At 39.9% G+C, this 14,239-nt stretch carries 14 protein-coding genes; 6 read left to right on the top strand and 8 right to left on the bottom strand.

What is annotated here, in order from left to right; translation table 11 throughout:
• Genes Q4575_RS13975 through yceD form a run of 4 tightly spaced genes read right to left on the bottom strand, consistent with a single transcriptional unit; the run spans position 1 to position 2,748 of the window.
• Entirely contained in the window at positions 1-963 is a 963-nt protein-coding gene (locus Q4575_RS13975) for a beta-ketoacyl-ACP synthase III (protein ID WP_215964777.1), read from the bottom strand.
• A 33-nt stretch (positions 964-996) separates the two neighbouring features.
• Positions 997-2,025, bottom strand: a complete 1,029-nt coding sequence (gene plsX / locus Q4575_RS13970; protein WP_215964933.1) for a phosphate acyltransferase PlsX — start codon at positions 2,023-2,025, stop codon at positions 997-999.
• Between the two features lie 15 nt (positions 2,026-2,040).
• Complete coding sequence (rpmF, locus tag Q4575_RS13965; RefSeq protein WP_215964776.1) at positions 2,041-2,205, bottom strand: 50S ribosomal protein L32; 165 nt, start codon at positions 2,203-2,205, stop codon at positions 2,041-2,043.
• Between the two features lie 9 nt (positions 2,206-2,214).
• Positions 2,215-2,748 (bottom strand): 23S rRNA accumulation protein YceD, encoded by a 534-nt coding sequence (gene yceD / locus Q4575_RS13960; protein WP_215964775.1) that lies wholly within the window; start codon positions 2,746-2,748, stop codon positions 2,215-2,217.
• Positions 2,749-2,873: 125 nt separating this feature from the next.
• On the opposite strand from yceD, the gene Q4575_RS13955 reads away from it, so the two are divergent.
• A complete protein-coding gene (locus Q4575_RS13955; protein ID WP_272182401.1) occupies positions 2,874-3,482 on the top strand; it encodes a nucleoside triphosphate pyrophosphatase in 609 nt (202 codons plus the stop codon).
• A 227-nt stretch (positions 3,483-3,709) separates the two neighbouring features.
• Here Q4575_RS13955 and rluC read toward each other — a convergent pair whose 3' ends face one another.
• Positions 3,710-4,678: a 23S rRNA pseudouridine(955/2504/2580) synthase RluC gene (gene rluC, locus Q4575_RS13950; RefSeq protein WP_303523271.1), complete on the bottom strand. Its 969-nt coding sequence runs from the start codon at positions 4,676-4,678 to the stop codon at positions 3,710-3,712.
• A gap of 528 nt (positions 4,679-5,206) precedes the next feature.
• On the opposite strand from rluC, the gene rne reads away from it, so the two are divergent.
• Positions 5,207-8,074, top strand: a complete 2,868-nt coding sequence (rne, locus tag Q4575_RS13945; protein WP_303523270.1) for a ribonuclease E — start codon at positions 5,207-5,209, stop codon at positions 8,072-8,074.
• 435 nt (positions 8,075-8,509) lie between these two features.
• Here the strand turns inward: rne and Q4575_RS13940 are convergent, their stop codons facing one another.
• The 3 genes from Q4575_RS13940 to Q4575_RS13930 all read right to left on the bottom strand — a co-directional run bounded on the left by Q4575_RS13940 (position 8,510) and on the right by Q4575_RS13930 (position 11,278).
• Positions 8,510-8,713, bottom strand: a complete 204-nt coding sequence (locus Q4575_RS13940) for a hypothetical protein (RefSeq protein WP_303523268.1) — start codon at positions 8,711-8,713, stop codon at positions 8,510-8,512.
• 366 nt (positions 8,714-9,079) lie between these two features.
• A complete protein-coding gene (locus tag Q4575_RS13935) occupies positions 9,080-10,204 on the bottom strand; it encodes a PilT/PilU family type 4a pilus ATPase (protein WP_215964770.1) in 1,125 nt (374 codons plus the stop codon).
• A gap of 12 nt (positions 10,205-10,216) precedes the next feature.
• Positions 10,217-11,278, bottom strand: coding sequence for a type IV pilus twitching motility protein PilT (locus tag Q4575_RS13930; RefSeq protein WP_215964769.1), 1,062 nt, complete (start codon positions 11,276-11,278; stop codon positions 10,217-10,219).
• Positions 11,279-11,312: 34 nt separating this feature from the next.
• Between Q4575_RS13930 and Q4575_RS13925 the strand changes: the two genes are divergently transcribed.
• The 4 genes from Q4575_RS13925 to Q4575_RS13910 are packed head-to-tail and all read left to right on the top strand — an operon-like array spanning position 11,313 to position 13,880.
• The gene (locus Q4575_RS13925; RefSeq protein WP_303523267.1) at positions 11,313-12,017 is read left to right on the top strand and encodes a YggS family pyridoxal phosphate-dependent enzyme; all 705 of its coding nucleotides are present in this window, start codon (positions 11,313-11,315) and stop codon (positions 12,015-12,017) included.
• An 18-nt stretch (positions 12,018-12,035) separates the two neighbouring features.
• On the top strand, positions 12,036-12,878 hold the full coding sequence (gene proC / locus Q4575_RS13920; RefSeq protein ID WP_215964767.1) for a pyrroline-5-carboxylate reductase: 843 nt from the start codon (positions 12,036-12,038) through the stop codon (positions 12,876-12,878).
• 19 nt (positions 12,879-12,897) lie between these two features.
• Positions 12,898-13,440, top strand: a complete 543-nt coding sequence (locus Q4575_RS13915; protein ID WP_215964766.1) for a YggT family protein — start codon at positions 12,898-12,900, stop codon at positions 13,438-13,440.
• Positions 13,440-13,880 carry a DUF4426 domain-containing protein gene (locus Q4575_RS13910; RefSeq protein WP_252736568.1) on the top strand — a complete coding sequence of 147 codons (441 nt, stop codon included), beginning with the start codon at positions 13,440-13,442 and terminating at the stop codon, positions 13,878-13,880. Before Q4575_RS13915 ends, Q4575_RS13910 begins: the two co-directional genes overlap by 1 nt.
• Positions 13,881-14,239: the final 359 nt, after the last annotated feature.

Genomic DNA, 14,239 nt, shown 5'->3' with positions numbered 1-14,239 from the left:
TTAATATTTAATCAGTGCTGATGCCCAGGTGAATCCACCACCAAATGCATTAAACATTAGGTTGTGTCCACGTTGAATTCGGCCATCGCGAATTGCTTCATCTAGCGCGGTTGGTACAGTTGCGGCTGATGTATTGCCGTAACGGTCTAAGTTGATAACAACCTGATCCATTGACATATCGAGCTTTTTGGCTACCGCAGAAATAATTCTTAAGTTCGCTTGATGAGGCACTAACCAGTCAATTTGTGACTTATCAATACCATTGTGTTCAAGCGTTTCGTCTACGACTTCTGTTAATTTTGAAACCGCAACTTTAAATACTTTATTGCCTTCCATAGAACCCCAGTTCGTATGAACTGATGCTTCATCACCACGTGTCGGAATTCCAACTTGGAGTAATTCTGTGTAGTTGCCGTCTGAATGGATGTGTGTGGACAACACGCCAGGCTCTTCTGATGCCTCAACAATAACAGCTCCAGCAGCATCACCAAACAAAATCACCATTGAACGGTCTTCAGGACTCATTAATCGACTTAAACAATCAGCGCCAATGACTAAGGCTTTTTTTGCTTGCCCAGTTTTAACATAGGCATCTGCCACGCTAAGTGCATAAACAAAACCGGAACAGGCTGCTGATACATCCATAGCTGGAACACCTGACTTTAGCCCTAAATCTCGTTGCACTTCACATGCTGCACTTGGCAACGAGCGGTAATGACTCGTAGTACCAACAATAACAAAATCTATTTCATCAGCGTCTATACCAGCCGCTTCAATCGCCTTTTTAGACGCTTCAACAGCCATTGATGCCAATGTTTCACCTTCACCAATGATGCGGCGTTCTTTCATGCCAGTACGCTCTTGGATCCACTCATCACTAGTGTCGACCATTTTTTCTAAATCTGAATTGGTACGTATATGAGGCGGGAAATAACTACCTGTGCCTATAATTCTTGAAAACATGAATCCTCTCAATGTCGCTAAGACTTTTTGTTATTATTCCTCGTCTTTGAGGACCTGTTCCACTCTATCTTTAATTTTATGTGGAACTTGACGCTGCGCTTCTTTTACCGCTTCTTTAATCGCGCTATAAAAAGCTTTAGCAGACGCATTACCATGGCTCTTAACCACAATTCCGCGCAATCCTACCAGACTCGCACCGTTGTAGTGGTCGGGGTTCATCTTTGAAAACAGTTTTCTGATCCCTGGCATTAAGATACCAATCATTATTTTGGTAAACAAAGACTTTTCACTTAAGGCTCTAAGCTTAGATATAATAAGCTTTGCAACGCCTTCAATGGTTTTTAATGCCACATTGCCGACAAAACCGTCACAGACAATAACATCGGCTTTTCCTGAAAAAATATCGTTACCTTCAGCAAATCCAACATAATTAATGTGTTTGCATTTGGACAACATTTCTGCAGCTTGCTTTAAATGGTCACTGCCTTTGATCTCTTCTTCACCAACGTTTAGCAAGGCTACCCTAGGGTTTTCAATACCTTCAACTTCGTTTGCCATCACAGAACCCATTACGGCAAACTGAAACAAGGTCTCTGGGCATTGGTGTATGTTTGCACCTAAATCCAGCAAATAGACTTTTTCGTTTTCATAAGTAGGTAGTGAACTAATTAACGCGGGACGTTTGATTAACGGCAACGTTTTTAGTACATATCGCGCCATCGCCAATAAGGCACCGGTATTTCCGGCGGAAACGCAGGCATCCGCTTGGTCTTGCTCAACAAGATCGAGGGCTTTGCGCATTGATGAACGATTTTTACGACGTAAAGCAATATCAGGTCGTTCATCTTGATTAACAACTTGTTCCGTATGGACAACTGTCAAGCGAGGATGATTTAACGCATTATGCTTATTTAAAAACGTGTGAATACTTTGCGAATGACCACAAAGATATAGATGTAAATAGGGGTATTTTTCAACAGCGCGTATGGCTGCTGGAATAGTAGCTCGGGGGCCATAATCGCCCCCCATCATATCTAGCGCGATGCGAATATCACGCATAATTAAGTCTACTTTCGCTTACTTAATTTTACGGCCTTTGAAATAGCCGTCTGCAGTCATATGATGACGACGGTGAGTTTCACCAGTCGTTTGATCTACAGAAAGATTCTCTGCAGTTAATGCATCATGTGAACGACGCATGCCACGTCTAGCACGGGATTTCTTACTTTTTTGAACTGCCATTGCCGTCTCCTAGTTCTTAAGTTTTTTCAATACATCAAACGGATTCGATTTTTTCTCTTCCGTCGCTTCTGGCGCCAATTCACCAAATGTCATGTCAGTCTCTTTGAGTTGACAATCTTTTAGCTCATGCATTGCTACAATAGGTAGCGCCAACATTAATTCGTCTTCGATTAATTCAACGAGGCTGACCTCACCAAATTCATTTAGTTCGATTTCTTCGTACGCATCTGGTATCCGTTCGTCACTCTCTTCAGCCGACACATTTACCGGAGTAAATGCGAACTCTGTAGAAATGTGGGTTTTTAAACCCGTTCCACATCGTTGACATACTAATTCTAAATTAGCAGCCGCGTTGCCTTTAATCACAACTAAATTCTGGGCATCAATACCACATTCAATAGTCACGTTTATGTGATCGTCTAAAACAGTTGCCACTTCTTTAATACGAACAAACTCACTCTTAACGATAATACCGTCATAAGTCATTCGTTTAAGCGCAGCTCTTGCTGGTGCGATCGAGATAGGAATTTTTACCATTTGCATAGGGCGCGCATAATATAGTTAGTGTTCTCTATAGTCAAAAGAAAATAGTACGAAACACGAAAAAAAGCTAAACTCCGGACATAATCCACTATTAATTAACAAATTGCTAATTTTCTGAGCAAAACATGACTAAAATTAAAACACCCACAATAGTACTTGGTTCAACATCGCCATTTCGCAAACAAATTCTCGATAAACTTAATATCAAATTTGTTACGGATAAACCAGAAGTAGATGAAACACCTCTATTAAACGAAACACCACAGCAGCTTGTTGAACGTTTAGCGATTTTAAAAGCGAATGCTGTTGCAGTACGTCATCAAGATGCCCTTATTATTGGTTCAGATCAAGTTGCGGTTTTCGATAATCGTATTTTAGGAAAGCCACATACCCACGAAAATGCCGTCAAACAGCTTTCAGAGTTCTCGGGTAATAAAGTCACCTTTCTAACGGGTTTAGCGGTTACGTGCTCTGCTACTGGCAAAACAACGGCTATTGTAGAACCATTTGAAGTTCATTTTAAAGCGTTGAGTCGTGATCAAATAGAAAACTACCTGCTTGCAGAAAAACCATATAATTGTGCAGGCAGTTTTAAAAGTGAAGCATTGGGCATTTGCTTATTTGAAAAACTGGTTGGCGACGATCCAAATACATTAATTGGGCTACCTTTAATTAAATTAACTGAAATATTGTCGCAGTTTGGATTTCATGTATTAGAACAACAAGCCACATAAAATCACAAAAGCCACATTCAATAAATTAAGATGTGGCTTTTTAATGGCTATTCTTTTTAATTACGTTATCGCAATCGCCAAACGAAATGATTCAATTGTTATACCCACTAAACTTTACTTCTATTAGCACTTCTATTAGCACTTCTATTAGCACTTTTATTAGCACTTTCATCATATCGTTTTTGAACCGCGTTTGTATTAGCTACTCAACTGGTTTATAGCGCTGGTTAATCCGACTTAATCCTAAACGCTTCAATTGCATTTAGTAGAGCAGGTTCCAATTCGGCTTCAAATCGCACAGTGGTTTCAGACACAGGGTGGTAAAACGAAATTTCCTTGGCATGTAAAAATAATCGTTTTAACCCCAGTGAATTCGCTCGAGCCGCAAATGCTTTGTCACCATATTTATCGTCACACGCAATAGCATGACCTTTACACGCCGTATGCACTCGAATTTGATGAGTACGACCGGTTTGCGGTCTTGCTTCTATCAATGTTGCGCCGTCGAGCGGTTCGACAACATCAAACATAGTGCATGAGCTTTTGCCTTGTTCTCTATCAACAACAACGATGCGCTCACCAGATTTTGTATTGATTTTTAACAGGGGCTCTTGCACTGAACGTACTGACTTATCCCATTCGCCTTCAACCAATGCCCAGTAGATTTTGTTCATCGACTTACTTCTTAGTTGCTCATGTAGCGCCACTAAAGTAGAACGTTTTTTAGCAATCAATAAAATACCTGACGTGTCGCGATCTAATCGATGCACAAGTTCAAGCATCTTTTCTTTAGGTCTAAGTGCACGCAACCCTTCGATAACCCCAAAACTTAATCCGCTCCCCCCGTGAACAGCAATACCAGATGGCTTATTTAATACGATAAGATACTTGTCTTCATAAATGATCGCTTGTTCCAATTTTTGTACAGATTTCAGTCCACTAGATATATTTGACTCTTGGTCACTTTTTACTCTAACGGGGGGAATTCGGACAACATCGCCATTTAACAATTTGTATGTCTGTTTAATACGGCCCTTGTTAACTCGAACTTCGCCTTTTCGCAAAATTCGGTAAATAACTGATTTAGGAACCCCTTTCAATTTGGTAATGAGAAAGTTGTCTATTCGTTGCCCTTCATGTACCTCGTCAATTTCGACAAATTGAACTTTCGGGAATTCTGTGGTTTGTTCGGTCATAAAAACGTCATTACCTGTCATTTTTTCAACAATTATATGAAAAACTGCTTTAATTATGTTGCTATATCTGGCAATGCGACTGATAATGGCCGCGCTCAGTTGAGCAACTGATTGAACTGCCTCACTCAATGGACGTAAGAGTCATGTAACGGAGCAGGGTTTGAGAACTCGATAATATCAGAAAACTTCCACAGCGCACATCTATAATCGGTGCCAGGAACATAATCTCAAACCTCCACGCCACTTAAGTACGGTAATGCGTGTAACATATTACCCTCTTCTTTAACCGTTCAGACCTGTCAACTAAAAGAGGCGTTAATTTAACCAGTGCCACGTATTCCAAAAGCATTTTTAGCAATTGGCACATGAAGTATTCTGACAAATAGAATTTGAAACCCTTGATTACAATCGAGACGATTGAAATGAAGCAATAACTAGTTGAGAAACTATACAGCGCCTAGGTGTGTTCAATAGTGCAGGTAAAAATGTGTGAAACGTGGCCCTAAAAAATAAAGAGCTACTATATATATGAAACGCATGTTAATTAATGCCACGCAACAAGAAGAAATGCGTGTCGCGTTGGTTGATGGTCAGCGTTTGTATGACCTTGACATCGAAAGTCCAGGTCATGAACAAAAGAAGGCCAACATCTACAAAGGAACTATCACTCGAGTTGAACCGAGCCTAGAGGCGGCATTTGTCGACTATGGTGCGGATAGACACGGATTCTTACCTCTCAAAGAAATTGCCCGCAATTACTTCCCTGACGATTATAAATTTCAAGGCCGACCTAACATCAAAGAAGTGGTGAAAGAAGGTCAAGAAGTTATCATTCAGATTGAAAAAGAAGAACGCGGTCAAAAAGGCGCAGCCCTTACGACGTTTATCTCTGTAGCTGGAAGCTATTTGGTATTAATGCCAAATAACCCACGCGCAGGCGGTATTTCACGTCGTATCGAAGGTGACGAACGCACACAACTTAAAACAGCGCTAAACAAATTAGAATTGCCTAAAGGCATGGGTCTAATTGTTCGTACTGCTGGTGTTGGTAAATCGTATGAAGAACTTGAATACGACTTACGTGCACTACTATTACATTGGGATAAAATCCAACAAGCTGCTGGCGGTCGCCCTGCTCCATTCCTAATTCACCAAGAAAGTAACGTCGTATTCCGTGCGATACGTGACTATCTTAAGCGTGATGTAGGCGAGATTCTAATCGACAGCCAAAACGTATTTAATGAAGCAAAAGGTCATATCGAACTATTTAGACCTGACTTTGTTGAACGCGTTAAGCTTTATAAAGGCGACGTACCTTTATTTACTCATTACCAAATTGAGTCGCAAATTGAATCGGCATTCCAACGTGAAGTTCGTCTTCCGTCTGGTGGCTCAATTGTTATCGACCCAACTGAAGCCCTAGTATCAATTGATATTAACTCTTCAAAAGCAACTAAAGGTGGCGACATCGAAGAAACGGCCCTAAATACCAATTTAGAAGCCGCTGAAGAAGTTGCCCGTCAACTGCGCCTTAGAGATTTAGGTGGTTTGTTGGTTATTGACTTTATTGACATGACACCACCAAAACATCAACGCGAAGTTGAAAACCGTCTAAAAGACAGTGTTAAACAAGACCGTGCACGCGTGCAAATTGGTAAAATCAGTCGTTTTGGTTTGCTTGAAATGTCACGTCAACGTTTACGTCCTTCATTAGGCGATGCAAGTCAACATACTTGCCCTCGTTGTGATGGCCAAGGCACAATCCGTAGTAATGAGTCTTTAGCACTTTCTATTCTTCGTATTATTGAAGAAGAGGCTATTAAAGAAAATACAGCTCAAATTCAAGCGCAAGTGCCTGTTCCTGTATCGTCTTATTTGTTAAATGAGAAACGTGACTCTATTCGCCACATCGAAATTAACAATAAAGTTAACGTAATGATCATCCCTAACATCCATATGGATACACCACATTATGATGTTGTGCGTGTTCGTATAGATGAAGACATTGCTGACTCAAGCTTTAAACTTGTGACCAAACCTGAAACTGCAGAATCAACTCAAGAAATCGTTATTCCGATGAAAAAAGAGATTGAACAACCGGTATTAAAAGGTTTTGCAGCACCTGTTGCTCCGGCGCCGACTGCGGCTCCAGCAAAAGCAGCAGAACAGGCTAAGCCAGCTGGTCCAAGCTTATTTAGTAAACTTGTTAAGTTTGTTACTGACTTATTCAAATCTGAAGAAGAAACGACTAAGAAGACGCAAAATAAATCACGTAATACCAACAATGGGCCACGTGAAGACAATCGTCGTAATAACAACAAAAATCGCAGTCGCAATCGCAACCAAAATGCTGATGGCAACCGTAATCGTAATCGTAACAACAAACGCGATAACGAAGACCGCGATGACAAACGTGCAGAACAACCGCGTGGTAGAAAACCACAGGAACGCACGAATAAGCCTAAGAATGACAATCGTCAAAAGAATGCGCCTCGTACTAATGAAAACGAAGATGCAACGACAACCAAAACAGCAGCGCCTGCTCCTAAGAAAGAAGAGAAGCTCGCTGAACGTCGTCAGCGTCGTAACAATCGTAAGCGTGTTCGAGTTCAAAAAGACGACTCGGCAGTAGCGGCGAAACAAAACGTTAAACCTAAAGTTCAAAACGAACAAAAGGCGACCAACGTAGCAGAGCCTGCTAAAACTGAAGTTGCTAAAACTGACGTTGCTAAAAAAGCACCGACAAAACAGCCAGAAGCAGCTAAACCAGTTGTAGAAAAAGCGGTTGTTAAAGTGACGGGTTTAGATAGGTTTAAACGCCCACTAAGAACAGATAAAGTCTTTGTTACTAAAGCACAACGTTTATTGATTAAACAACTCGCATCTGTCAAAACTGTTGCTGAAGTTGAAAGTCGTTATCCTGAGTCTGATTCAACATTTGAGCAAACGCATGAACATTTGACACCTGCTGCCAAAACGATTGAAGAAGTTCAAAGCGTCGATGCTCCGGTATCTGTCCCTGAAGCTGAAGCGGCTCCTGAGGTGAAAACTGACGTTGTCGATACGCCTAAAGCTGAAGTAGAACAAGTTGAAGCACCAATTACGGAAGAGCCTAAACCGGCTGAAGAAGTAAAAGAACCTGCTAAAACCGAATTGAAAGCTGAAGTTGTAAAAGCTGAGACTAAGGTCGAAACTGAAATTGTTAAACCAAAATCAGCAACGATTGGCTTCGCTAGCGCACCGATGACAAAACCAACGCCTGTAGTAGCAGGTACTGGTGAAAGTTTAGTGGCTATGGCTATCGAGTCACGTCCTGCAATTACGGTATCAGGCCGCTCTGCTGGTGCATCTAATGCAACCAACAGTGCAACATCTGAAGCGACTAAAACACTTTAACGTTAAGTCGTTTAAAAAACCGCTCTGATGAGCGGTTTTTTTATGTCCAAAATTTGGGCTTTAATACTGACAAAATATGCCATCCCCACGCAACTACGACTTCCTTAGCTTTACTCATGAACATTTTAAATCAAGAATAAAAAAGTCATTCCTTAACTTGTAATAGCACCTAGCCACTGTGATATTTGGGATTTCTATCGGGTGTGGATGATTAAGTTAAGTTTATTTGTGATGAGTTACTCGTGGTGAGTTACTTTTGATGAGTTACTAAGTTAACAACTAAACACCAAATTTAAGACGAAAAAAAACCGTTTAACTAAACGGTTCTTTAATAATTCTTTATGTAAATCAGGATAAAACTAACGCGGATAAAAACTCAGCCATTGTGCATTTTGGAACCATATAATATATGGAAATGCTAATAAACTGGTGTAATTATTCAGCGTTTTCGTTAACTGATGTTTGTTTGTCAAGTTTAGCTGCAAATACAGGTTTTACTTGGTGTTCAAAATTAATCAAGCTAAGTTCTGATTGTAAAGAGTTTTGAATTTCAACTTTGATAATATTTTTATCAATTGCCGCTGCATCTATTGGAGTTGCTGTGATCAATAATGTTGTTGCGAGTTCTGCGAAAGTCATAATTGCTATCCTTTAAAAATAAATTAATGATTGAGTTTATACTCTAAATTAATAGAGTGTATATTCTAATCAATTTTTAGAATAAAAGCACTAATATATTGTGTTTATTTTACACTTTTAGTTATAAGCTAATTTAATGACCTATCGATTGCATTTATCACAGCAATTTACGTTTTCACAATGTGCTAGCTAAGCGTCTATGGCCTAGAGAGTCACATCAAACTAGGTTCCATTTAGCACTCATCGGATTTTGTTTCGAAGTTAAGAGGGATAATAATGCTTGAAGTTCGATTAGAATAACTATGCCGACTGTGCGTCGGCATAGTAAATAAAACTAAATTACAATTGTGAATGACAAGGCTATTTCTATTCGTCTTTCTCTAAGCCGTCAACAGTCACACCTTGAAGAAAACCAGAACCCGTCTGCTCATTGTTTCTCAATTTAATCATCAATCGTAAATCATTTGGTGAATCTGCATGATGCAAGGCGTCTGCATAACTGATCCGAGATTGCTGATACAATTCAAACAATGCCTGATCAAAAGTTTGCATTCCCATTTCTTTGGATTTGGCCATTACCTCTTTAAGTCCAGAAATATCACCTTTCTTAATCAACTCAGCAACCATAGGAGAGTTTAGCAGTACTTCTATGGCTGCCACACGCCCTAACCCATCAGATGTCTGAATAAGTTGTTGGGCGACGATTGCTCTTAAGTTCAAGGCCAAATCGTATTTAAGTTTGTCGTGTTTTTCTTTTGGCACTAAATGCATAATTCGGTCAATTGCTTGGTTCGCATTGTTTGCGTGTAATGTGGCTACACATAAATGACCTGTTTCAGCAAAAGACAGTGCATATTCCATAATATCTTGGGAACGAATTTCACCAATTAGGATCACATCAGGTGCTTGTCGCAACGAACTTTTCAGTGCAGATTCAAACGATGGTGTATCAATACCAACTTCGCGTTGGGTAACGATGCATTTTTTATGATCATGAACAAATTCGATTGGGTCTTCAATGGTTAAAATATGCCCTTTTGAATTACGGTTTCGATAGCCTAACAACGCGGCAAGACTTGTTGATTTACCTGTGCCAGTGCCGCCGACAAATAACAATAAACCACGTTTAGCCATGATCATGTCTTTAAGGATTGGTGGTAAGCCTAACTCATCCACATCAGGTATTTTGGTTACGATGCGTCTTACAACCATACCAACTTGATCGCGCTGCCAAAACGCCGAAATACGGAATCGACCGACATCATTCGCCACCGCGAAATTGCATTCTTTAGTTGTTTCAAACTCAGTTTGTTGCTTGCTACTCATGCAACTAAAAACAAGTTCCTGAGCTTCGTCTTTTGACAAAGGCTCACTTTCAAGTGGTGTTAATTCGCCATTAATCTTCGCACTTATTGGCAAACCTACCGTGATGAAAAGGTCTGACGCTTTTTGCATCGCCATCTTTTCAAAAATTTTATCTATAGAATCCATATAATTTCCGTCCTAGAATCCGCCGCCGCCAAAACCTTGGCTAAACATATTTTTGTCATTCGCTTTTGTTAATGCTTCATCTCGTGTAATCAAGCCCATATTAATGAGATTCATTAAACACTGATCCATTGTTTGCATGCCATGTGCTGCACCAGTCTGAATCGAAGAGTACATTTGCGCGACTTTGTCTTCACGAATTAAGTTACGTATTGCCGGAATACCAATCATTATTTCATGAGCAGCGGCACGTCCACCACCGACTTTCTTACATAAGGTTTGAGAAATTACCGCGCGCAGAGATTCAGATAACATCGACCTAACCATGCTTTTTTCTTCACCTGGAAATACGTCAATAATCCGGTCTATTGTTTTAGGGGCCGATGTTGTATGCAAAGTACCAAAGACTAAATGGCCGGTTTCTGCTGCGGTCATTGCTAATCGTATGGTTTCAAGATCTCGTAATTCACCAACTAAAATAACATCTGGATCTTCACGCAATGCCGAACGTAATGCATTACTAAAACTGTGCGTATCTCGATGTACTTCTCGTTGACTAATTAAACTGCTCTTATTGTTGTGAACAAATTCGATAGGGTCTTCAATTGTTAAAATATGGTCGTGACGTTTAGCATTAATATAATCAATAATTGCTGCTAACGTTGTTGATTTACCCGAGCCGGTAGGGCCGGTTACTAGAACTAGACCACGAGGGTTATCAGCAATATCTCTGAAAATATCAGGAGCGCCAACTTCTTCTAATGACAACACTTCTGCCGGAATTGTTCTAAATACCGCACCAGCACCACGATTCATGTTAAATGCGTTAACACGAAAGCGCGCCAGATCTGGAACTTCAAACGAAAAATCCGTTTCTAAATTTTCTTCGTATTCTTTACGTTGCTTATCATTCATAATATCGTAAATAAGCGATTGAACTTCTTTCGAGTCCAATGCCGGAATATTTACGCGCCTCACGTCGCCATCAACCCTAATCATTGGTGGTGAGCCAGCTGACAAATGTAAATCGGATGCTTTATGTTGCACACTAAACGCTAATAATTCGGTAATATCCATACTAATAACCTAGAGTTAATTAAAGTCAAAAATCATGTCGGAAAAAGAACTTATAAATACCATAGCAAATAGCCTGTCAACTGCCCACGACAATATTCAAATGGCGGCTCAAAAAGCTGAAAAATCAGCAACTAATGTAAAACTTATGGCGGTAAGTAAAACCAAACCCTTATCAAACATTATAGCGGCATATGAATGTGGGCAACGTATATTTGGCGAAAATTATGCCCAAGAACTAAATGAAAAATATAAGGCTCTGGCACATCTAAAGGACATTAAATGGCATTATATCGGCCCTATTCAAAGTAATAAGACGCAAATCGTAGCAGAAGCCGCTAATTGGGTAGACAGTGTTGACCGTGAAAAAATCGCAATTCGACTCAATAATCACGCACAACAACTGGAAAAAAATCTGAATATTTTGATCCAGGTGAACATATCAAACTCTGACAAAAAGTCGGGGGTATTAATAACAAAGGTAGAAGAGTTAGCAGACGTTATAAACAATTTACCGCACTTGACTCTAAAAGGCCTGATGGCTATTCCCGATCAACATGACGACAAACAACAACTTAAAAATGAATTTATCCAAATGCACACTTGTTTTATGCAATTGCAACATCAATATCCTACAGTTGACACTTTGTCGCTAGGAATGTCTGGTGATATGGATTTAGCAATCGCGAGTGGTAGCACAATGGTAAGAATTGGCACTGCCATCTTTGGCTCAAGAAACTAAAAAGACAAGAAACTATTTATGACATTAAATCAAACATTCGCATTTATTGGCGCAGGCAATATGTCTGGCGCAATTTTAACTGGTATGGTTAACGCTGGCGTCCCAGCCACACAAATTTATGCCACCAATCGAAGCAAAGAGAAAAACGAAAAACTGCATGCGGAGCTCGGTGTTATTACAAATTGCAGTAACCGTCAGGCTATCGAACACTCAGATGTTGTTATCCTTGGCGTCAAACCGCAAATGATGTTGCAAATGCTTAAAGAGTTGGTGGCAGACGGCGTCGATTTTAGTTCAAAACTTGTTGTCACCGTTGCTGCAGGTCTTAATAGTCAAAGCTATAAAGACATTATTGGCAATGTTAGGTTTATCCGCACTATGCCAAATACGCCGTCAGTATTAGGCCTTGGCATGACGGGCATTTATTCAGCGTCTGACATAACAACGTTTGATCAGGATGTAATCGAACAGGACAAAGCGGTTGCTGAGAATGTATTTAAATGTGTTGGCGAAACGGTTTGGCTAAATGAAGAAGCACAAATTGACGCTGTAGCGGCGATTTCGGGCTCCGGTCCGGCGTATTTTTTCTTGTTTATGGAAGGACTAATTGAAAAAGCTAAATCGCTAGGATTCTCTGACGAAGAAGCTAAACTGATGGTAAAGCAAACGGCTATTGGCGCAACAACAATGGCGCAACAAGCCACGATTGAAGTTGAGCAACTGAGAAAAAATGTCACTTCGCCCGGTGGCACAACCGCAGAGGCGATCCGTTGTTATGAACAGAATAATTTGTCCGCCATATCTGCCGATGCTTTAGATGCAAATATCGCAAGAGCAAAAGAGCTTAGCCAATTATCATAATTATTAAGGTACTTTATATATGCAAGCGTTTCACTTTTTAATTTCAACCTTATTTGATTTATATCTCATGGTTGCCATTCTGCGTGTTTGGCTACAGTTGGTTCGAGCTGACTTTTACAATCCTGTTAGCCAATTTGTAGTTAAAGCGACAAATCCGCTTTTAGTTCCGTTACGTCGAGTTGTTCCCGGTGTTGCCGGTATCGACTGGGCTGGCGTTGTACTTGTTTACTTAGTGGCGACACTAAAAATAGTCGCAATCCAAGCCTTGTTTAGTAACGGATTTCCAATTCCTGAAATTTTAATTGCTGGCTTATTTACTGTGATTAAAGAAATATTCACTATTGTTTTCTGGGTAACAATTATCCGCGCCATCATGAGTTGGATATCACAGGGTTATAATCCGGTCGAAGCGTTATTACACCAACTAACAGACCCTATATTGGCGCCCATTCGTAAAATCATTCCACCAATTGGTGGATTGGATTTAAGCCTAATTGTATTTTTAATCGGACTGCAGTTTGTTCAAATATTAGTTAATGAAATGTTAAAAATGGTATTTTAATGAGCAGTCAAATAAATTTAAAAACACTGTGTTTTATCTGCGTTATGGTCCTTACGTCATGGACTGTATCGGCAGAACAAAAGGTCGTAAAGGGTGATTGGGATATTCATTACATCGCCTTTCCAAGCTCCTTTCTAAACCCAACGGTAGCTAAAACTTACGAATTGCAGCGTAGTCGATATATGGGGGTTGTAAATATTTCCGTTCTAGACAATCAAAATAATGACGCTGCAAAAAATGTCTATGTTACCGGAACAGCAAGAAACCTACTTGGCCAAACTAAATCGTTATCATTTAGCAAGGTGAAAGAGGGAGACGCTATTTATTATTTAGCACAACTGAAATTTAGTAATGAAGAAATCTATAAGTTTGATATTGATATCAAATTAGGTGACCGGTCAGAAAAATTAAAATTTGACCAAAAATTTTATGTTGATTAACCCCCTCCTGAGGAATTTAGGTTAGCGTGAAACCATTAAGTCGTGAGGTCAATTCTTTTCAATTGACCTCACTTCTTGTTTTGACAGCCACACCTGTAAAAGCCAGCCCTAAAATCGACCTTTGCACTAGCCCTCGTTATACCTCTTTATACCTCGTTGTAACTGCCAAATAACATCCCAACATTCCATTATAAAAAAATTAGAACGGAGCAAAGTCATCTATCAATCAGAAAGCATATTGTGAACCAATCTTCAGAAATATTTTGCCGTTTTAAACTAAAAATTGTAAATTCAGTGAATCGTTGAATATTTATACTTGGCGATTTGAAAATATATTGGTACGTTATGTTCACTCAAAT

Source organism: Psychrosphaera sp. 1_MG-2023, assembly GCF_030548245.1.
Taxonomy (GTDB): Bacteria; Pseudomonadota; Gammaproteobacteria; order Enterobacterales; family Alteromonadaceae; genus Psychrosphaera; species Psychrosphaera algicola.
The sequence above is the reverse complement of the archived record's forward strand: the minus strand, read 5'-3'. Positions and strand labels throughout refer to the sequence as shown.